This window comes from Acinetobacter haemolyticus CIP 64.3 = MTCC 9819 (assembly GCF_000369065.1).
In the GTDB taxonomy this organism is placed as follows: domain Bacteria; phylum Pseudomonadota; class Gammaproteobacteria; order Pseudomonadales; family Moraxellaceae; genus Acinetobacter; species Acinetobacter haemolyticus.
The window spans coordinates 182438-203453 of sequence record NZ_KB849800.1; the positions used below are offsets into that span (position 1 = coordinate 182438).

The following is a 21016-nucleotide window of genomic DNA, read 5'->3' on the forward strand; positions in this document are numbered from 1 at the left end:
CACTTAAAAAGCCCTGTGGATAAAATAACAGGGCTTTTTATTTTTTAAGAATAATATTAGGGACTTTTTTGAGGAAAATATCACGAGCGATGTCTCCCTGTTGTTCAATGTTGTATTGAGTAAATGCTTTACCCTCAACAAACTGATATTTATAGGGGTTATATAGTTTTAGACTTAAATAATAACCCAGTTGTAATAGAGCGCCTTTTAAAATGACATTGGTTTGTTGTTGATATTGAAGAATATGGGTAAGTTCATGAATAAAGATGCTTTGTAAAGTAATTGAACATCTTGAATAGTCTGAATGGAAATACTTTTGATGGACATATAAATTTCCGTTTGGCGCAATAAAAATATTGGTGGGTTGCCAAGGTAAGTAGGGGATATTAAAAATTCTAATTTTTGAATAATCAATAAGGTCACCAAAGACGGGTCGAGCCATCTCAATCTCAGCTAGAGTGAGTCCGCGATAAGCAAATTCATTTATCCTAAAAAAAACAATCAAACTAGAAATGAATCTCGCTTTTAATTCTTGAGTCAATCGATACCAAAGTTTGAACATTTTGAGAATCTAAGGTGAGTGGTGTTTAATAAATTATCTAGTTTTTTAATATAGCGTCTAAAGAAAAACCCCAGTTAAAACTGAGGCTTTACAACAACTAAAATGATGATCGCAAATAAAAGCAGCGTTGGCATTTCATTGAAAAAGCGCCAAAACTTGTGCGATTTGTAGTGTGCGTTACCAATCAACTTTTTGCGATAATAACCACACACAAAATGGTAAATCACCAACAATCCAACCAATCCGACTTTAAGATAAAACCATATTGCTTCATGGTAATGTCGAGTCGCATCGCCCCATTCAACGAGAAGGTGGGCAGTCACTAATGTGGCAATCATAGATGGCCACATAATGCCACGATACAACTTACGTTCCATTACTTCAAAGCGTTGGTGACTAATCTCATCTTCACTCATCGCATGATAAACATAAAGGCGTGGTAAGTAGAACAATGCTGCGAACCAACATACCACAGCGATAATATGTAATGCTTTTACCCACAAGAAAGCATCAGAAGGTGCATCCATCGATAATCCTACGTGTGTATTTCACGTGGGATTTAGGCATCCCACTTCTTGAAAATAAGGCAGGCGTTAACACCGCCAAACCCAAAACTGTTACTCATTACAGTATTCAGTTTCGCATCACGTTTTTCAAGTACAATATCGAAACCTTGTGCGCCTTCATCTAACTCGGTCACATTAATGTTTGGTGCAATAAAATCATTTTGCATCATTAATACAGAGTAAATGGCTTCTTGAACGCCTGCTGCGCCTAAGCTGTGACCTGTCATTGATTTGGTTGAGCTAAATGCAGGAACTTGACCTTCACCAAATGCACGCTCCATTGCTTTTAGTTCAGTAATGTCGCCTGCTGGCGTAGATGTGCCATGTGTGTTGACGTAATCAACTTTTTCTACACCATTTTGTTTGGCTTCATCCAGCGCCATAAGGATACAGCGAGTTGCACCTTCACCTGATGGTGCGACCATATCAGCACCATCACTATTTGCTGCATAGGCAACAACTTCTGCTAGGATGTTTGCACCACGAGCTTGAGCATGTTCAAGCGACTCAAGGATCACGAAACCGCCACCACCAGCGATGACGAAACCGTCACGGTCTTTTGAGTATGGGCGTGATGCCGTTTCAGGTGTGTCATTGTATTTAGAACATAATGCACCCATCGCATCAAACAATAGGCTTTGTGACCAGTGATCTTCTTCACCACCACCTGCAAGCATTAAATCTTGTTTGCCTAGTTGGATTAAATTATAAGCATAACCAATAGCATCTGCAGAAGTTGCACAAGCACTGGTAATCGAATGAGCAATACCTTGTAGTTTTAAAGCGACACCAACATTCGCAGTAATGGTATTACTCATGTTGCGTGGGACGAAGAAAGGTCCAATTTTACGTGCGCCTTTTTCTTCAAGAAGTTTTACCATCTCTGCAACAGAAGCTGTTGAGTTACCACCACTACCGCCTGCGATACCATAACGTGGATTGTTGGCTAAATCTTCTTGTTTTAAACCTGCATGTTCTACCGCGGCAATCGCTGCATTGTAGGCATACATCGCACATACGCCCATGAAGCGTTTAAGTTTACGGTCGATACCATCAAAATCTTGCTCGGCAGCAGCGCTGACATGGCTTTTGAAATTAAGTTCGGCATAAGTTGGGTTAAAACGTGTCCCAGAGATTCCATTTTTTAAAGAATGAGTCACCTCTTCTAAAGAGTTACCGATGCATGAGTTAATGCCCATACCAGTGATTACAACACGTTTCATTTACAGTTCCCTTTTATGGTAATACTAAGCCTTGTATATCATCGCTATGCAAAATAACGAGGAGAAGATAATGATTAAAACGGCTTATGTGTGAATGACATCATGATAACAGAAAGGTTTTTTATTTCTTATGGCAATTTTTATGCCTATTTTCAGTTGTGTAAATTTTGGTAAAGATCCACTATCTGTCGACAAAAGGTAATGAAAGTATACAGATAAAAGTTGAGATAAATCTGTATTCAACCTAGTATTTACCTAGAGATGCACACAATATACAACAGAGGTACTTGATGACAAAATCTAAAAACAAACCAGCTTCAGGTTTATTTGCACAAGCCTTTGGAGTGGCTAAAAAGCTCAGTTCGGAATTACAAAAACTTCAAGTTGCCCCAACGACATCTGGTGGTGAGCATGCTCATGCAGCCAATGTCATTGAGGGGAGCGCACGTATAAAAAGTCCATTTGAAGTAGAAAAGTATGAAAGTCCTCAGCAGATGTTGCGTCAACAATTGCCTAAATTTTCACATCAGTTGTTAGGTCGCCACTACGCAAAGGTGAATAATGTGGCTTCTTTTGTGTCACCAGATTTAGGTGAAAAAGTTTCAGACTATTTATTTCAGTGGTTAAATGAGTTTAGTTCCAATAGTTCATTGACTGAGAAAATCTTAGATGAGGCTGGCGTAACAGATATTATGGAACTTACCAAAGATACAGGGCGTTCGCAGCGTTTAAGCCAAGCACTGATCGAACAAAATAAGCTGTTGGCTGCTGCTCAAGGTGCGGTGGCTGGTGCAACAGGTGTTTGGGGCGCTGCAATAGATATTCCTGCATCTTTTGTTTTGGCATTGAGAACTATTTATCAAACAGGTCGTTCACACGGTTTCGATTTAACAGATGAGGTTGATCAGGATGTTGTGGCATTTGTTTTTAAAGAAATTGATTTAGGGTTGGTTGCAGAAAAGCAAACACTTTTACTTGCTTTGAAAGCTTTGAAATCAATGTTAGAAACCCATGATTTGCAGCAATTCCAACAGCTTCTAGGATCAAACAACGATATTGAATTGGTGAAGGAATGGTTGGTTGATGATCAAGGTCAATTTAAATGGGGATGGCTAAATCGTATTCCTCAGGTTTCGATGGTAGGGAAACTAACGCCAATTGCTGGTGCGGCATTGGGTGGTTTTTATAGCTGGAAGCTACTAGAAGATGTTGGACATAAGTCACAATCAATTTTTGGAGCAGCGCGTTTTTATTTAAATGAACATCCAAATGAACAAATTTCGGCATTGGAGGCTTATTTTAAAGCTGAAGCTCTACTTCGCAAGGAACCATCAAAATATTTAAATCAAGCCGAAAATACGGTGTTAAAAACAGATGATTTGAAGAATGATGTGATTACCCACGTCGCTGTGCAGTTGAAACAGGATGTATTGCCTGAACAAAATGACGACAAAGTTAGTGATGGTTTACAGCAACTTGCTGAGCAATATGTTGAAGAGCATGAGCACACTGAACAACAGCCTGCTTTGAAGTCTGAGGAAGTAGAAGAATTTGTGGCTGAAACGCAGGAATCAACAACTGAGCAACAAACTATAGACATAGAGCCAGCTTCAACCAAACACAGCTGATTCGGTCTTTACTTGCTGTTTGCATCGAAGCAACGTTTTAAACAAACAATGGTCAACATGCAGCTTATTGCATTGTTGACCATTGTTGCATCTTGGCTTACAATTATGTGCCCTTGAAAAGAGGTGTTTTTTCTTTTTTTCGAGGTTGTTTAATAACGGGAGAATTGCCAAATGGCAACAACAAATCAGTTGATCCGTAAGGGTCGTACAACTTTGATTGAAAAATCAAAAGTTCCTGCGTTGAAGGCTTGTCCACAACGTCGTGGTGTATGTACACGTGTATATACGACTACTCCTAAAAAACCTAACTCAGCAATGCGTAAGGTTTGCCGTGTTCGCTTAACTTCTGGTTTTGAAGTATCTAGCTACATCGGTGGTGAAGGTCATAACTTACAAGAGCACAGTGTTGTTCTTATCCGTGGTGGTCGTGTTAAAGACTTACCAGGTGTACGTTACCATACCGTTCGTGGTTCTTTAGACTGTGCTGGCGTGAAAGATCGTAACCAGTCACGTTCTAAATACGGTGCGAAACGTCCTAAGAAGTAATTCTAGGCAACTTGCCCAAGCAACCCTTTAGCGTTTCGCTTGTTTGAATTCTTCATAGATTTGTAATTCAAGCGACGTATAGTAAGGCCAGCGTCATGTGCATGACACTTGTACAAACTGCTGGATTATCCTGAAGTGTCATAATATTAGGTGTATTAAAATGCCAAGACGTCGCGTAGTCGCTGCTCGTGAGATCCTTCCAGATCCAAAATTTAGCAGCCAAACAATCGCTAAATTCATGAACCACGTAATGCAAGATGGTAAAAAATCTGTTGCTGAAGGTATCGTTTACGGTGCTTTAGAACGTGTTCAAGAAAAAAATAAAGTAGACCCAGTTGAATTTTTCGAGACTACTCTTGAAAAAGTTCGTCCTATGGTTGAAGTAAAAGCACGCCGTGTTGGTGGTGCTACTTACCAAGTACCTATGGAAGTACGCCCATCCCGTCGTACTGCCTTAGCTATGCGTTGGTTAGTAGATGCTGCTGCTAAGCGTTCTGAAAAAACGATGGCTTTACGTCTTGCTGGTGAGTTGCTTGATGCAGCTGAAGGTAAAGGTGCAGCAATCAAAAAACGTGAAGACGTGCATCGTATGGCTGAAGCCAACAAAGCCTTCTCTCACTACCGTTTCTAAGCGGATAAAACAGTCCCTAATCAGGAGAATATTCATGCGTACCGCTGCTCGATTCAACATCGCTCTTTACCAAAGTGGGGGCTTTGCGGGTATTTAAGTTGTCTGCTTGGATATTCGTGCGCATCAATATAATTGGTGCGTCCTGTTTTAAATATAACATTTAGGAATGTAGACATCATGGCTCGCCAAACCCCTATTACTCGTTACCGTAACATCGGTATTTCTGCGCACATTGACGCAGGTAAAACAACTACAACTGAACGTATTTTGTTCTACACAGGTGTATCTCACAAAATTGGTGAAGTACACGACGGTGCAGCAACAATGGACTGGATGGAACAAGAGCAAGAACGTGGTATTACCATTACTTCTGCTGCTACGACTTGTTTCTGGTCTGGTATGGCTAACCAATTTGACCAACACCGTATCAACGTAATTGATACACCGGGACACGTAGACTTCACAATCGAAGTTGAACGTTCTATGCGTGTTCTTGACGGCGCGTGCATGGTTTACTGTGCAGTTGGTGGTGTACAGCCTCAGTCTGAAACTGTATGGCGTCAAGCAAACAAATATAAAGTGCCTCGTTTAGCATTCGTGAACAAGATGGACCGTACTGGTGCAAACTTCTTCCGTGCTGTTGAACAAGTTAAAACTCGTTTGGGCGGTAACCCTGTTCCAATCGTTGTGCCAATCGGTGCTGAAGACACATTCCAAGGTGTTGTTGACCTTATCGAGATGAAAGCGATTATCTGGGATGAAGCATCTCAAGGTATGAAGTTTGAATACGGTGAGATTCCAGCTGACCTCGTTGATACTGCTAACGAATGGCGTACTAACATGGTTGAAGCGGCTGCTGAAGCTTCAGAAGAGTTAATGGACAAGTACCTAGAAGAAGGTGATCTTTCTAAAGAAGACATCATCGCTGGTTTACGTGCTCGTACATTAGCATCTGAGATTCAAGTGATGCTTTGTGGTTCTGCGTTCAAAAACAAAGGTGTTCAACGTATGTTGGATGCTGTGATTGAATTCTTACCATCACCGACTGAAGTTAAAGCAATCGAAGGTATTCTTGACGATAAAGCTGAAACTAAAGCATCTCGTGAAGCATCTGACGAAGCACCGTTCTCTGCACTTGCGTTCAAAATTATGAACGACAAATTCGTTGGTAACTTAACATTCGTACGTGTTTATTCTGGTGTTCTTAAACAAGGTGATCCAGTTTATAACCCAGTTAAGTCTAAGCGTGAGCGTATCGGTCGTATCGTGCAAATGCACGCGAACGAACGTCAAGATCTTGATGAAATCCGTGCAGGTGATATCGCAGCGTGTGTAGGTCTTAAAGACGTAACTACTGGTGATACATTATGTGATGAGAAAAACATCATTACTCTTGAGCGTATGGAATTCCCTGAGCCAGTAATTTCATTGGCTGTTGAACCAAAAACTAAAGCTGACCAAGAAAAAATGTCGATTGCTTTAGGTCGTTTGGCGAAAGAAGATCCATCGTTCCGCGTTCGTACAGATGAAGAATCTGGTCAAACAATTATTGCTGGTATGGGTGAGCTTCACCTTGACATCATTGTTGACCGTATGAAGCGTGAATTTGGTGTTGAAGCGAATATCGGTAAACCAATGGTTGCTTATCGTGAAACGATTAAGAAAACTATTGAGCAAGAAGGTAAATTCGTTCGTCAAACAGGTGGTAAAGGTAAATTCGGTCATGTATATGTTCGTTTAGAGCCACTTGATGTTGAAGCTGCTGGTAAAGAATACGAATTCGCTGAAGAAGTTGTAGGTGGTGTAGTACCTAAAGAATTCTTTGGTGCGGTTGATAAAGGTATTCAAGAGCGTATGAAGAATGGTGTCTTGGCTGGTTACCCAGTTGTAGGCGTTAAAGCTGTTCTTTATGATGGTTCTTACCACGATGTCGACTCTGATGAATTGTCGTTCAAAATGGCGGGTTCATACGCTTTCCGTGACGGTTTCATGAAAGCAGATCCGATCCTTCTTGAGCCAATCATGAAAGTTGAAGTTGAAACTCCAGAAGACTACATGGGCGATATCATGGGTGACTTAAACCGTCGTCGTGGTATGGTTCAAGGTATGGACGATCTTCCTGGTGGAACAAAAGCAATTAAAGCAGAAGTTCCATTGGCTGAGATGTTTGGTTACGCGACTCAAATGCGTTCTATGTCTCAAGGTCGTGCAACGTATTCTATGGAATTCGCTAAATACGCTGAAACTCCACGTAACGTGGCTGAAGGCATCATCGCTAAGTTCCAAGCTGGCGGTAAAAAAGGTGACGACGAGTAATCTTTCGATTACTATATTACCCAACTAAAATTTAGTTAAAAACCAAGTGCTCATGGGTGACCCTCATGAGCAGTTTATAAAGGAAGATCATCATGGCTAAAGCCAAGTTTGAACGTAACAAACCACACGTAAACGTGGGTACAATTGGTCACGTTGACCATGGTAAAACAACTTTAACTGCTGCGATTGCAACAATCTGTGCAAAAACTTACGGCGGTGAAGCGAAAGATTACTCGCAAATCGACTCTGCTCCTGAAGAAAAAGCACGTGGTATTACAATTAATACTTCACACGTAGAATACGATTCTCCAATCCGTCACTACGCTCACGTAGACTGCCCGGGCCACGCCGATTATGTTAAAAACATGATTACTGGTGCTGCTCAGATGGACGGCGCGATCCTTGTATGTGCTGCGACTGATGGTCCAATGCCACAAACTCGTGAACACATCCTTCTTTCACGTCAGGTTGGTGTACCGTACATCATCGTATTCTTGAACAAGTGTGACCTTGTTGATGATGAAGAATTACTTGAATTAGTAGAAATGGAAGTTCGTGAACTTCTTTCTACTTATGACTTCCCAGGTGATGACACTCCAGTAATCCGTGGTTCTGCGCTTAAAGCGTTAGAAGGTGATGCTGGTCAATACGGTGAGTCTTCAGTTCTTGCACTTGTTGAAGCGCTTGACTCTTACATTCCTGAGCCAGAGCGTGCGATCGACAAAGCATTCTTGATGCCAATCGAAGACGTATTCTCAATCTCTGGTCGTGGTACTGTAGTAACAGGCCGTGTTGAGTCTGGTATCGTTAAAGTAGGCGAAGAAGTTGAAATCGTTGGTATTAAAGATACAGTTAAAACAACTGTAACTGGCGTAGAAATGTTCCGTAAACTTCTAGACGAAGGTCGTGCGGGCGAGAACTGTGGTGTTCTTCTACGTGGTACTAAGCGTGAAGACGTGCAACGTGGTCAAGTACTTGCTAAACCAGGTTCAATCAAGCCACACACTAAATTCGATGCAGAAGTATACGTACTTTCTAAAGAAGAAGGTGGTCGTCACACTCCATTCCTTAACGGTTACCGTCCACAGTTCTACTTCCGTACAACTGACGTAACTGGCGCGATCAAATTACAAGATGGCGTAGAAATGGTAATGCCTGGTGACAACGTAGAAATGTCAGTAGAGTTAATCCACCCGATCGCAATGGACCCAGGTCTACGTTTTGCGATCCGTGAAGGTGGTCGTACTGTAGGTGCTGGTGTTGTTGCGAAAGTAACTGCATAATTGCCCTAGAGTAATAAAAAAAACACCCCTTTGGGGTGTTTTTTTATATCAATTGTTTGACAATTTTATTGAATAGTGTCCCAAACTGATACTTTGCTGTCCCAAACTGCACTTAATTGATTCTTATAAAAACGTACTCTGTACACGACAAATTTCATAGGATCCTTGTCCTATCAGGCTTTTTCTTTCTTAAAATTGCTAGCACTTTCTTAAATTCTTCTTTTTTTCCAAAACCAATCAAACGTAGAATAGCCATTTGAACATAGTCCAAACCGTAGCGAAATAAACTTACTGAAAGTCGTCCATGCTTCTTTATTTTTATCGCTTTTTTCCGATCATGTTGCCATTCACCTGTTAAATAGCACCAACAGAAACCGATAGCTAGCACTGCTATCAATTTCTTGACTCGTCTAGGGTCTGTTAAACGAGTATTTTCAAGATTGAATCCACGTCCTTTGAGACAACTAAATAACGTTTCGATTTCCCAGCGTAATGCATAATCACGAATAGCAGAAGCATTAAACATAGGAGAAACAACAAGTAAAAGTTCTCCATCTTCTAATCGTAGCGCACTAATATACAGTTTCACTCGACCAACCCAAATACGTCGTTTACGACATTCAGTTTGACCAACTTGAAGATGACGAAATAAATCACTAATTTTATGATTCTTGGCTAAGTGATTGGTCACAATAAAGTTTTTTTAACACGTATACAGAAGTTAATGTCATTTTCAATTAACCATGTAAACCATTTCTCACCGATAAATTCTCTGTCTGCAAACACATTCACAATACGATCTTTACCAAAAATGGAGATAAAGCGTTGAATCAAAGCAATACGCTCTTTTGTATCTGAATTTCCACGTTTATTGAGCAATGTCCAAACAATAGGTATCGCTATTCCACGATAGACGATGGCTAACATCAAGATATTAATATCTCGTTTTCCCCATTTCCAATTAGTTCTATCCAAAGTTAATTGGACTTTATCGAATGAAAATATATTGAAAATTAACTGAGAAATTTGACGATAATCGAAATACTGATCTGCAAAGAAGCGTTGTATACGTCGATAAAATGATTGTGGTAAGCACTTGATGGGTAAGGCTTTAGATGCAGAAGAAAGATTACATGTCTGTTTTACAATTAATGCAAGCATAATCAGTGTAAAACATTTTGCATGTGACTTGTTCCACTTTAGATATTTGTTTAAGATGAGATGTAACTCATTGAAATGTGTCATCATATTCGTCGTCAGAAAACAAGTATTATGCCATTATTTCAATGAGTTATCTTTTTTTGTCGTGTACAAAGAAAAACGTAATATAAAACTCAAGAAAATGAACAATAGAACTAAGTGGAGTGCTCCACTTAAAAGGAGTTGGCAGCATGAATGCTAAAGTGAATATTTCTAATCGTGCAGGTGCAAGTTTTCCAGTACGTCGTATGAATTTTGACTTCGATCAAGTCCCTGAATATTGGATGAATGGTTCAGCAGGACTTACACATTTTATGACAGCATTATCTGCATTATTCCCAGATGGTGAAAAATTATTTATCGACGCTGTACGTGCTGTACGTTATCACCCAACAATTAAAGATAATGCGGAATTACAGAAAGAAATTAGTGCGTTTATTGGTCAAGAGGCGATGCATACGCAGGAGCATGTAAACTTCAATGCTTCTGCTCAAAAATACGGTCATGATGTACGATCTTTAGAACAGATTACTGGGCGTTATATTCAATTTGCGCTTAAAAACTTTTCTAAAGTTGTGAAGCCTTTTGGAATGACTAGAGAAATGGTTGATTTAACTGCAACCACAGCTTTAGAACATTTTACAGCTACGATTGCTTCTGAATTGTTGCGTAATCAGCACATTCAGGACTTAATGACCGATGAAACCATGTCTTATATGTGGTTCTGGCATGCTGTTGAAGAAAATGAACATAAAGCAGTTGCTTATGATGTTTATGAGGCAGTGTTTGGTAAAGGTCTTAAAGCTTATAGTTTACGTACTACGGCACTTGTTTTTGCGATGGCATTAATTTTTATTCTTCAATCATACTTCACTTTGCGTTTGCTTCAACAAGATAAGAAGTTGAATCTGAAAGAGCTTGGTATGATTTATAAATATGGTTATAGCCCATCAAAAGGAATTATTACAGGTATGGCGGGTGAAATGTTGGCTTATTTCAGACCTCGTTTTCATCCAAATGATTTAGATACAGTTCAATTACTTAAAGATTGGAAAGCAAAGTTAGGTCTGTAATTCAATTTTGAAATTACTTTGAGAGAAAGGGCGCAATATTGTTGCCCTTTTTTATACATGAAAATTAAATTTAAAATAAATTGTCTTAAATGACATGTCCTAAGATGATGCTTTTGTGACCTTATATGCACTTATTTCATGCATGTGAATCAGCGTATAACTATAAATAGATCATGATTATTCAAAAAATGTTTTAGGAGAACGGTATGAACGCTAAAGTCAATATTTCAAACCGAGCTGGTGCAAGCTTCCCTGTACGTCGAATGGATTTTGAATTTGGTGAAGTACCACGTTATTGGGCAAATGGTGATGCGGCATTGACACATTTTATGACCGCACTTTCTGCACTGTTCCCTGAAGGTGAACAATTCTTTGTGAATAGTACTCGCGCTGTTCGAAATGATCCTAAACTTGCTGATCCAAAATTACAAAAAGAAATCAGTGCATTTATTGGTCAAGAAGCGATGCACTCTAAAAGAACATTTGGCTTTTAATGCATCAGCACAAGCCTATGGTTATGATGTACGAAAATTGGAAGCCCAGACTGGTAAAGTGATAGATACCGCAGCTACGATTATTTCAACTGTAATGAAACCGTTCGGTTTTACTAAGGAAATGATTGGTCTAACGGGGACATGTGCTTTAGAACATTTCACTTCTACGATTGCGGAAGAACTGTTGAGCAATCCAGATATTCAGGCAATGTTCCAAGATGAAACAATGTATCACCTTTGGATGTGGCATGCGGTAGAGGAAAATGAACATAAAGCTGTTGCCTTTGATGTGTACGAGGCAATGTATGGTCAAGGTGTTAAAGCTTATTTTATGCGCTCGTTAGCTTTGGTTATTGCGATGGGGCTTATCTTTATCACTCAATCCTATTTTACAGCGACATTACTCAAAACTGATGGTAAGTTGACATGGCGTGATACCAAATACATGTTGAAGTTTATGTATGGTTATAAAGGTTTTATGACACGTCAAATACCAACATTACTCGCATTCTTACGACCAAATTTCCATCCTAATGATGATGATACGACTGAACTGTTGAATAAATGGCGTGCGGAATTAGGTTTTAATCCGCACTAAAATGATGGGCAATTTAGATTGCCCATTTTTTTATTCAAATTTTGGTTTAAATTGCTGATAATCTGCATCAGTATTTTATAGAGTAATAAATCGTGATTCGATTGATGAAGGAAAGTGATCTAGAAAGCGTCTTCACCATTGAACGTTTAGTGCAAACTCATCCATGGTCGAAGCAGCAATTCCAAGAATCTTTAGCTTCTTATCAATGTACGGTATATGAACAGGCGGATCAGATAGTCGGGTTCTGTATTTTGCAACCTGTGTTAGATGAAGCAAACTTATTATTGATGGCGATCCATCCAAGTCATCAGGGCAGAGGTCTTGGATACGAGTTGCTCGATTATTCTATCCAGCACTTAAAGAATGATCCGATTCAGATTTTTTTAGAAGTGCGTGAAAGTAACGCAGCGGCAATTCGTTTGTATGAAAAGTCCGGTTTTCATCAAATTGATTTACGTAAAAACTATTATCCAAATCTCGATGGTTCAAAAGAGCATGCCGTGATTATGGTCAAAACATGCACTGATGATTTTGCAGCTTTATTTAATAATTAAATTATTCCACTCAGAGGGTAGTGTACTCATCAAAGAGTTACCGAGTTGCTGGATTTCATTGTTTGCGAGAGGACGATTGAGTCGGCGCCAATGCCCATCGAGTAATAATTCGAGTGGCGTATATTGCGATTTATAATTCATCTTGGATGAGTGTGGTACCCAATAGCCTAAATAGAGATAATCAAGATTCAGTGTTTTAACGTATTCGATTTGCTTAAGAATCGCAAATACGCCTAAGGAGCGACGTTGTTCATCTGGATCGAAGAAAGTATAAACTGCAGATAAACCATCATCCATTAAATCACAGGTTGAAACACCAATTAATTTTTGGTCTTTCCATAATTCGATAAAAAAGCTTTCCGTACAACTATGTACTAGAAATTTCTCAAATTGATCTAGTGTTGCTGGATACATATCGCCATCTGCATGGCGTTCATTGATATAACGTTCATACAAATCGTAATGTTGTTGGGTCGCTTGTGAGGTCGGTAAGATACTCATTTGTAAATCTTGGTTGCGCTTCCATGCCTTTTTTTGGCTGCTATTCATTTTGAATTCTTGAACTGGTACGCGACAAGATAAACATTGACGGCATAAATGACATTCGGGACGATAAATAAAATCACCACTGCGGCGAAAACCGACACGTGAGAGTTCCGATAATGTCACTACGTCAATTCGATGAATTGGGTCTAAAAATACCATACGGGCTGATTTGTTATCGAGATAACTACAGTCGTGTGGTGGAGTAATGTAATACTGTAAGTCATTTAAAAGGGACTTGGGTTGATATGATTTCATGAATCTGTCCCTCCAAGGTGTTCATCCGTTAACCGTCTAATTTTTTAAAAACTGCTATTGTTTTACTTGAAAATACACGTTCTTGATAACTTTTCCAATTGATAGGGGGGGCAATAATTACATCTTGTAACGATTTTAGATAGGCTTGGCGAGAAATTGTACTCGCGCCTAGGCTTAAAAGGTGGTCATTGACCAGTTGACAGTCTATCCATGGCATGTGATTTTCTTGACCAATTAGCATCAAAGTGTAAAAAGCCATTTTAGAAACATCGGTTTGAGTGCTAAACATGGACTCACCAAAACAGCCTTTGCCAATACTTACACCATATAAACCACCAACAAGTTGCTCTTGCTGCCAAACTTCAACGCTATAGGCGTAACCTGCGTTAAACAATGCACAATAACCTTGAATGATATCTTCACTGATCCATGTTTCGTCTGCATAACTTCGTGGCAGTGAGCAGGAACGAATGACATCTTCGAAAGCATGATTAATGGTAATTTGATAATCATGCTTCTTCATATTGCGAAGGAGTGATTTACTTGGTTTATACGCATGTGGCTCGATGATGCAACGAGGTTCTGGACTCCACCAACAAATGGGTTCGTCTTCATTAAACCAAGGAAACAAGCCATGTGTATAAGCTTCCAGCAACGTAGCAGGGGAGAGGTCAGCACCAATACAGATGAGGCCTTGACCTTCAGGGTCAGCTTCAATGGGGTTTGGAAAGATAAACTCGGATGGGGGAAGTTGTTGCATGATTGAAGTAAGTAAATAATGACATGCTTAAACTATCTGAATGAAGCAACGTTGACAATCAGTTAGATTGCCAACGAAGATGGAACGATGTGATTAGTTCAAATTGTCTAAATATTTTTCTGCATCTAATGCAGCCATACAGCCTGAACCTGCTGAAGTGATTGCTTGGCGATAGATACTATCTGCTACGTCACCAGCAGCAAAAACACCTTCAACTGAAGCCGCTGTTGCATTACCTGCCGTGCCACTATGCACTTGAATGTATCCATCTCTCAAGTTAAGTTGACCTTCAAACATACCTGTATTGGGCTTATGTCCAATCGCAACAAATAAACCTTGAACTGGAATGTCTTGAGTGCTTGAATCTTGAGTCGATTTGATACGAACTGATGTTACGCCAGTTTTATCACCGAGCACTTCATCAACTTGATGGTTCCAAATGATACTGATTTTGCCTTCTTTTTCTTTAGCAAAAAGATGATCTTGCAAAATCTTCTCAGAACGTAAGCTGTCACGACGGTGAACCAATGTTACATGCGCAGCAATGTTAGATAGGTAAAGTGCTTCTTCAACAGCGGTGTTACCACCACCGACAACCATTACATTTTGGTTTTTATAGAAGAATCCATCACAAGTCGCACAAGCACTTACACCTTGACCCATAAAGGCAGCCTCAGACTCAAGACCTAAATATTGTGCAGTTGCTCCTGTTGCAATAATCAGCGCATCACATGTGTACTCTTCCATATCACCTTTTAAAACGAATGGGCGAGTTTTAAGGTCTACTTCATTGATATGATCATAGACAATCTCTGTACCGAAACGTTCAGCATGAGCCTGCATACGCTCCATGAGTACAGGGCCTGTTAATCCTTCTGGGTCTCCAGGCCAGTTATCAACTTCAGTGGTCGTTGTAAGTTGACCACCAAGCTGTAAACCAGCAATCAGAGTTGGTTTGAGGTTAGCGCGTGCTGCATATACAGCTGCACTATAACCAGCAGGACCAGAACCCAAAATAATTAACCGTGAGTGACGAGCGCTCATTAAAGAACATCCTTTTTATATTGAAACTGCTAAAATTATACGTGAAACCAAAGACGAGTGGGTTAAATCGATTAGGATAATATTGATTAACTTGATCGAATTGGGCTATATCATTTCTGACGAGCAGATTATTGCAAAAATACGTGTCGGAAATGTGAATAGCTCCCGATGTTAACAACAACAGTAAACAATCGTGCATCTTTTTTGTAAGAACGAGTGCATAATATTAGACTTATTGATTAGGGCTGTTATGGCCTTAAGTAATATACCAACAAATAACGAATTGGGTTACAGGACTGTATATGACTGCGGTGTCAAGTGTTTATGCACAACGCTTTTTAATGACATTATTTTTGATTTCTTTTGGCATTTATTTATTTCTTGCCACAGTAACCTATACACCATTTGATCCAGGCTGGATGCATATATCCAGTGACACTCAACATGTTTCAAATGCAAGTGGTGTGGCGGGTGCTTGGATCGCAGATTTACTCTTTGGTTTCTTAGGCTGGGCGAGTTTGTTACTTCCATTGTTTCTATTCATAGAAGCGATTCAAGTTTGGTGGCCGAGAAGTTTTTTGAACCGCCCATTTCGTTACGCAGCACAGTTTTTTCTAATTCTGTCCATATCTAGCCTTCTGTATTTATATTGGAATACACCTGCTGACACTTTAGATAATGCTGCTGGAGGGATTATTGGTTATGAGTTGGGGCAGAGTTTATCGCAAACTTTGACTATCTATGGGGCAACTTTATTCTTAATGGTTTTTAGTGTCATATTGTTGACCTTAGCGTTTGGGATCCAATGGGACAAAACATGGAGTGTATTGAAAAAAACGCCTGTGTATTTGCAGGATTTGTTTTACCGAAATGTTCCTCAAAATGAATCTGCGTATGACCGAACGGAGCAATTGGCTACAGTTGGTAAGACTGAGACAAGTACGCTCACCAATAATGCTATAGATTCAGCGGCGTTAGAAGCTGATCAAACTATCAACAATAATGATGCAGACATGATTGTTGATCAGTCAATAAAAACAGATGATCGTCATCAACAGCTTGCTGAAAGATTATTTGCAGATGTTGCTGCAAAAGAATTAGGGCAGCAGCGTGTTCAACCCCAACAAGAGCCACAAAATGAAGATTTTGAACAAACCCTGCAACGTGCACATCAATTGGAAACAGAGAGTCAGCGCTTGATTCAGACAGGTGAGGTTTGGCGTGCATTACAAAGTGATGATGCGAATCATAAACAAGAAATTGATGCGCTTCTCAGGGCTGCTGAAGATGATATGAATCCTGCTGCTGAACTTTCTGCACAACCACAAACAAGACCAGTCATTCAGCAAAGTCATCATCAGGGATTAGATTGGAACGATGATCAAATTTTTGATGAGTTACTTGCTGCTGTGCCGAATAGTAAGACAGCAACAGATGCGCATACGCCATTTACACAACAAGAAACCTCTTCAAATAATACAAGCTCTCATATTGATGAAGTTGAGTTTGATCATGAAATCAATGCACTAATTACTGAGTCTGAAAAAGTAACAGTAGCAATGCCTCATAGCGCTCCTGTGCAAAACACAATTCAAGATGATAAGCATGTTGTAGCAGGAGAGGATTTCGATGATTTTAATGATCTTCTTGTCGATGAAGATGGTGAAAAATCAGTTTCTCAAGCAACAAGTTACGCACAATCATCTGCATTTGTAAAAGCACCGATCGATGTAAATAAGCCGAAAGAGGCGTTATCTAAAGAAGCCTTTATTGAAGCTTGGCAGGAAACTGCGGGTAAAACTGAGTCTGATTTAGATGTCGATATGGATGATGACTTTGATCTCGATGCGCCATTAACAGATGCTTTTGGGTGTCCTATGTCGCGTGCGATGCAAGTGGCACAAAAAAGACGTGATCTTCCAACATTACCAGGTTTAGAATTGCTGGATGAGGTTGATCCAAATAAAAAAGTAAACTTTACTGCCGAGCAATTGGCTCGTTTGTCTGAGCTGCTAGAAATTAAATTACAAGAATTTAATGTTAAGGCTCAGGTGGTTGAAGCTCAACCTGGTCCAGTCGTAACACGTTTTGAGCTTGATTTAGCGCCCGGTGTTAAAGCATCTAAGGTTACTAATATTTCTCGTGATTTGGCGCGTTCAATGTCTATGGCATCGGTACGGGTTGTAGAAGTCATTCCAGGCAAACCTTATATTGGCATTGAGGTTCCAAACAGCACGCGTGAAATGGTGCGTTTGATTGAATTATTGACGATTCCTGCTTTTACCGATCCGAATAGCATTCTTTCTATGGCAATGGGTAAAGACATCTCAGGTAATCCTGTTATTGCAGATTTGGGTAAAGCACCACATATGTTGGTTGCGGGAACCACAGGTTCAGGTAAATCTGTTGCGGTTAACTCGATGATTTTATCGATGTTATTGAAATATACACCAGACCAACTGCGCTTGATTCTTATCGACCCAAAACAGCTTGAATTAGCCAACTACAACGACATTCCGCACTTATTAACACCTGTTGTAACTGATATGAAAGATGCTGTCAGTGCATTGAACTGGTGTGTTAATGAAATGGAACGTCGCTATAAATTGATGTCATTTTTGAAAATTCGTAAATTGAGTGACTATAACCGTAAGGTTGAAGAAGCGATTGCCAATGGTGAGGATTTGATTGATCCGACTTGGAAGCCGAGTGATTCTGCTACCCAAGAACGTGCCCCACGTTTAACTCCATTACCATCAATTGTGATCGTTGCTGATGAATTTGCAGATATGATTATGCAGGTTGGTAAAAAGGCTGAAGAAATGATTACCCGTCTTGCACAAAAATCTCGTGCAGCTGGTATTCATTTACTGCTTGCGACTCAGCGACCATCTGTAGACGTGATTACGGGGTTGATTAAGGCGAATATTCCTACACGTGTTGCCTTGCGTGTGAACAGTAAAATTGACTCACGTACGATTTTGGATGCAGGTGGGGCAGAAGACCTGCTTGGGCATGGTGATATGTTGTTCTTGGGTCCTGGTAAAATTGAACCTGAACGTGTTCACGGGGCATTTATCAGTGATGATGAAGTGAACCGTATTTGTGATGCATGGCGTGAGCGTGGCGAGCCAGACTATGTCGATGAAATCTTAACACCATTTGATGAAGAACCAAGTTCTCGTGGTTTTGAAGATGGTGATGGAGATCCAAATCGAGATGCATTGTATGATCAGTGTGTTTCGTTTGTCCTCGAAACGCGTAAAGCTTCGACTTCATCGTTACAACGTAAATTTAGCTTAGGATATAACCGTGCAGCGCGTATTATCGACCAAATGGAAGAGAATGGGATTGTCAGCGCGATGGGTGCAAATGGAAAGCGAGATATTTTAGTGTGATTTTATTTTAATGATAATAATCCACTATGAAAGCCTCAGTTTTGAGGCTTTCTTTTTTATATTTGTTTATTTTTATATGGTAAAAATCACATTTTTTATTTAAGCTTGGCCTTTAAAATCTCAACTTTGAGGTGAGCCGTGTTAGTTGCATTGAGTACACTAATTTTTATTCATTTTTGTGCATTAATTACGCCAGGGCCAGATTTCTTTTTGGTTTCGCAAACTGCAATTAGCCGTTCTCGAAAAGAGGCGGTGCTGGTGGTATTGGGTATTTGTATCGGCGCAATGCTCTGGTCGCTTCTTGCTTTGATGGGGCTCAATATTATCTTTGAAAAAATGGCTTGGCTGAAACAAGGTCTTTTAATCGCAGGTGGTTTATATCTGTGCTGGCTTGGTTATCAGATGCTACGTTCTGCTTTTTCTAAAAATAATCAAACAATAAATCCAATTACCCTACCACAATCCCCATATTTGTTTTTTATGAAAGGTTTGTTGACTAATCTTTCAAATCCGAAAGCCATTATTTATTTCGGTAGTGTATTTTCTTTATTTTTAACTAATCCCTTATTTGATCAACATCATTCTCTGCTTTTTATCATTGTTTCAGTTGAGACAGCATTGTGGTTTACGCTGGTTGCTTTTGTTTTCTCATTACCTGCATTTCGCACTGCTTATCAAAACTTTGCCAAATGGATTGATGGTGTTTCAGGTGGCATTTTCACGCTGTTGGGTGTCTACTTGATTGGAAGTCGATAGTTCCAATAAAAAATGCCTGCATGATGCAGGCATTTTTTTTAAGCAAATTTCGCTAAAACTTCTAGGAAACCATCTTTTTGGCGAGGAAATTGTGCAATCACATCATGAATGCGTTGTCCTTCAGGATTGGTGGCGTTCAAATCACGACCATCAGCTAAAAACTTGACAATCAAACGCTCATAATCATTTGGACGCATATGTTTGAATGCATGATAAAGCACATGAAAGTCAGCATTTACACCCGTTGGAGGAAGTTGGTTAAGGTAGGCAAAAACACGCTCATCTGACCATTCTTCATTGAAAGTTGCTGGCTGTGATAATGCCATATCAATCTCCTCAGTTTTAAAATAATAAAGGCAAAATACGAGGCTGGATTTGCAAAGCAACGCTTTGCTCAGCTGCAAGGTATTTTGCCTTTATTTACAAAAAATCGCTAATGAAAAAACTTCTATCGATCTTCAGGTAAATTGATATTCATTTCTAACATTTCGATGTTTGCTTCTGAGCGGACTTGCATTTGAATATGTTGCTCATCTACACCACGAACATAGCGACTAACGACTTGCATGATTTCTTTTTTCATTTGGTCGATTTTGTCTTGGCTTAAACGACGACCTAAACCTTGTTCAGATGCAACGATCACCTTTAAACGGTCTTTAGCAGTTTGTGCACTTGATGGTTTTTCATCACTACTAAATAATTTACTCCAGAATCCTGCCATCATTACGCTCCAAATAGTCTAGCTAACCAACCTTTTGGCTGTACTTCAATGTGTCGATAAGGACGTTCTTCACCGAGGAAACGCGCGACTAAATCATCATACGCTTGACCCGCTTTTTCTTCTGAATAAAGAATAACAGGTTTACCTTCATTTGATGCTTGAAGTACGCTTGGGCATTCTGGAATGACACCTAATGTTGGTACACGTAGGATATCTTTGGAAATGTCATCAATTGTCAACATTTCTTGTCGATCGGCACGTTCAGGGTTAAAGCGTGTAATACATAAATGCTTACGGATTCGCCCTTCATTTTGTTCAACTTTTTTGGTTTTGCTATCTAGCATACCAATAATACGATCTGAGTCACGAACCGATGAAATCTCAGGGTTGGTTACGATGATCGCCTCATCTGCATGATACATGGCTAAAATTGCACCACGCTCAATACCAGCAGGTGAGTCACAGATGATGTAATCAAACTCTTGCGATAGTTCATCAATGACACGTGCGACACCTTCATCACTTAAAGCATCTTTATCACGTGTTTGTGAAGCTGGCAGAATGTATAAGTTTTCAATTTCTTTGTCACGGATGAGTGCTTGTTGCAAGCGAGCTTCATTATTAATGACATTTACAAAATCATAAACTACACGGCGTTCGCAGCCCATGATCAAATCAAGATTACGTAGACCTACATCAAAATCAATCACAACAGTTTTATGACCACGTAGGGCTAAACCTGTTGCAAAAGATGCGCTTGTTGTAGTTTTACCTACACCACCTTTGCCTGACGTTACGACAACAATTTTGGCCACCGAATCCACTCCTATTTATGGTCATACACCCCTGAAAGGGCTTTTTT

The 21016-nt window shown here is 39.8% G+C and carries 19 protein-coding genes and 1 pseudogene; 10 read left to right on the forward strand and 10 right to left on the reverse strand.

Annotated elements, in window-relative coordinates; translation table 11 throughout:
* Positions 1-37: 37 nt before the first annotated feature.
* The 3 genes from F927_RS03600 to F927_RS03610 all read right to left on the reverse strand — a co-directional run bounded on the left by F927_RS03600 (position 38) and on the right by F927_RS03610 (position 2351).
* A complete protein-coding gene (locus tag F927_RS03600) occupies positions 38-562 on the reverse strand; it encodes a hypothetical protein (protein ID WP_005081534.1) in 525 nt (174 codons plus the stop codon).
* A gap of 74 nt (positions 563-636) precedes the next feature.
* Positions 637-1089: a protoporphyrinogen oxidase HemJ gene (gene hemJ / locus F927_RS03605; RefSeq protein ID WP_005081535.1), complete on the reverse strand. Its 453-nt coding sequence runs from the start codon at positions 1087-1089 to the stop codon at positions 637-639.
* A gap of 32 nt (positions 1090-1121) precedes the next feature.
* On the reverse strand, positions 1122-2351 hold the full coding sequence (locus tag F927_RS03610) for a beta-ketoacyl synthase N-terminal-like domain-containing protein (RefSeq protein ID WP_004638181.1): 1230 nt from the start codon (positions 2349-2351) through the stop codon (positions 1122-1124).
* Between the two features lie 290 nt (positions 2352-2641).
* Between F927_RS03610 and F927_RS03615 the strand changes: the two genes are divergently transcribed.
* The 5 genes from F927_RS03615 (at position 2642) to tuf (ending at position 8755) form a co-directional block, all read left to right on the forward strand.
* Entirely contained in the window at positions 2642-3979 is a 1338-nt protein-coding gene (locus F927_RS03615; protein ID WP_005081537.1) for an EcsC family protein, read from the forward strand.
* Positions 3980-4150: 171 nt separating this feature from the next.
* Positions 4151-4525 carry a 30S ribosomal protein S12 gene (rpsL, locus tag F927_RS03620; protein WP_004638184.1) on the forward strand — a complete coding sequence of 125 codons (375 nt, stop codon included), beginning with the start codon at positions 4151-4153 and terminating at the stop codon, positions 4523-4525.
* Positions 4526-4685: 160 nt separating this feature from the next.
* Positions 4686-5156, forward strand: coding sequence for a 30S ribosomal protein S7 (gene rpsG, locus F927_RS03625; RefSeq protein ID WP_004638185.1), 471 nt, complete (start codon positions 4686-4688; stop codon positions 5154-5156).
* 177 nt (positions 5157-5333) lie between these two features.
* Positions 5334-7472, forward strand: a complete 2139-nt coding sequence (gene fusA, locus F927_RS03630) for an elongation factor G (RefSeq protein ID WP_004638187.1) — start codon at positions 5334-5336, stop codon at positions 7470-7472.
* Between the two features lie 92 nt (positions 7473-7564).
* The gene (gene tuf, locus F927_RS03635) at positions 7565-8755 is read left to right on the forward strand and encodes an elongation factor Tu (protein ID WP_005081540.1); all 1191 of its coding nucleotides are present in this window, start codon (positions 7565-7567) and stop codon (positions 8753-8755) included.
* Between the two features lie 154 nt (positions 8756-8909).
* Here the strand turns inward: tuf and F927_RS17060 are convergent.
* A protein-coding gene (locus F927_RS17060) for an IS4-like element ISAba33 family transposase (protein ID WP_107010211.1) occupies positions 8910-10000 on the reverse strand; the annotation gives its coding sequence in 2 pieces (ribosomal slippage) (positions 8910-9460 and positions 9460-10000; 1092 coding nt in all).
* 146 nt (positions 10001-10146) lie between these two features.
* On the opposite strand from F927_RS17060, the gene F927_RS03650 reads away from it, so the two are divergent.
* The 3 genes and pseudogenes from F927_RS03650 (at position 10147) to rimI (ending at position 12674) form a co-directional block, all read left to right on the forward strand.
* On the forward strand, positions 10147-11028 hold the full coding sequence (locus F927_RS03650; RefSeq protein WP_004642138.1) for a metal-dependent hydrolase: 882 nt from the start codon (positions 10147-10149) through the stop codon (positions 11026-11028).
* 206 nt (positions 11029-11234) lie between these two features.
* A pseudogene (locus tag F927_RS03655) lies at positions 11235-12120 on the forward strand (metal-dependent hydrolase).
* A gap of 104 nt (positions 12121-12224) precedes the next feature.
* On the forward strand, positions 12225-12674 hold the full coding sequence (gene rimI, locus F927_RS03660) for a ribosomal protein S18-alanine N-acetyltransferase (protein ID WP_005081550.1): 450 nt from the start codon (positions 12225-12227) through the stop codon (positions 12672-12674).
* Here rimI and F927_RS03665 read toward each other — a convergent pair.
* The 3 genes from F927_RS03665 to trxB all read right to left on the reverse strand — a co-directional run bounded on the left by F927_RS03665 (position 12660) and on the right by trxB (position 15279).
* Positions 12660-13475, reverse strand: coding sequence for an arginyltransferase (locus F927_RS03665; protein WP_005081553.1), 816 nt, complete (start codon positions 13473-13475; stop codon positions 12660-12662). The two genes, rimI and F927_RS03665, sit on opposite strands and share 15 nt — an antisense overlap.
* A gap of 28 nt (positions 13476-13503) precedes the next feature.
* Positions 13504-14235 (reverse strand): leucyl/phenylalanyl-tRNA--protein transferase, encoded by a 732-nt coding sequence (gene aat / locus F927_RS03670; RefSeq protein WP_005081555.1) that lies wholly within the window; start codon positions 14233-14235, stop codon positions 13504-13506.
* Positions 14236-14328: 93 nt separating this feature from the next.
* Complete coding sequence (gene trxB / locus F927_RS03675) at positions 14329-15279, reverse strand: thioredoxin-disulfide reductase (protein ID WP_004638192.1); 951 nt, start codon at positions 15277-15279, stop codon at positions 14329-14331.
* Between the two features lie 302 nt (positions 15280-15581).
* Between trxB and F927_RS03680 the strand changes: the two genes are divergently transcribed.
* Together F927_RS03680 and rhtC are read left to right on the forward strand one after the other, a co-directional pair.
* Complete coding sequence (locus F927_RS03680; RefSeq protein ID WP_005081557.1) at positions 15582-18677, forward strand: DNA translocase FtsK; 3096 nt, start codon at positions 15582-15584, stop codon at positions 18675-18677.
* A 138-nt stretch (positions 18678-18815) separates the two neighbouring features.
* A complete protein-coding gene (gene rhtC, locus F927_RS03685; protein WP_005081559.1) occupies positions 18816-19433 on the forward strand; it encodes a threonine export protein RhtC in 618 nt (205 codons plus the stop codon).
* A 38-nt stretch (positions 19434-19471) separates the two neighbouring features.
* Here rhtC and F927_RS03690 read toward each other — a convergent pair whose 3' ends face one another.
* The 3 genes from F927_RS03690 to minD all read right to left on the reverse strand — a co-directional run bounded on the left by F927_RS03690 (position 19472) and on the right by minD (position 20969).
* Positions 19472-19759, reverse strand: a complete 288-nt coding sequence (locus F927_RS03690; protein WP_004638195.1) for a PA4642 family protein — start codon at positions 19757-19759, stop codon at positions 19472-19474.
* A 122-nt stretch (positions 19760-19881) separates the two neighbouring features.
* Positions 19882-20154: a cell division topological specificity factor MinE gene (minE, locus tag F927_RS03695; RefSeq protein ID WP_004663449.1), complete on the reverse strand. Its 273-nt coding sequence runs from the start codon at positions 20152-20154 to the stop codon at positions 19882-19884.
* A 2-nt stretch (positions 20155-20156) separates the two neighbouring features.
* Positions 20157-20969, reverse strand: coding sequence for a septum site-determining protein MinD (gene minD, locus F927_RS03700; protein ID WP_005081560.1), 813 nt, complete (start codon positions 20967-20969; stop codon positions 20157-20159).
* Between the last annotated feature and the right edge of the window lie 47 nt (positions 20970-21016).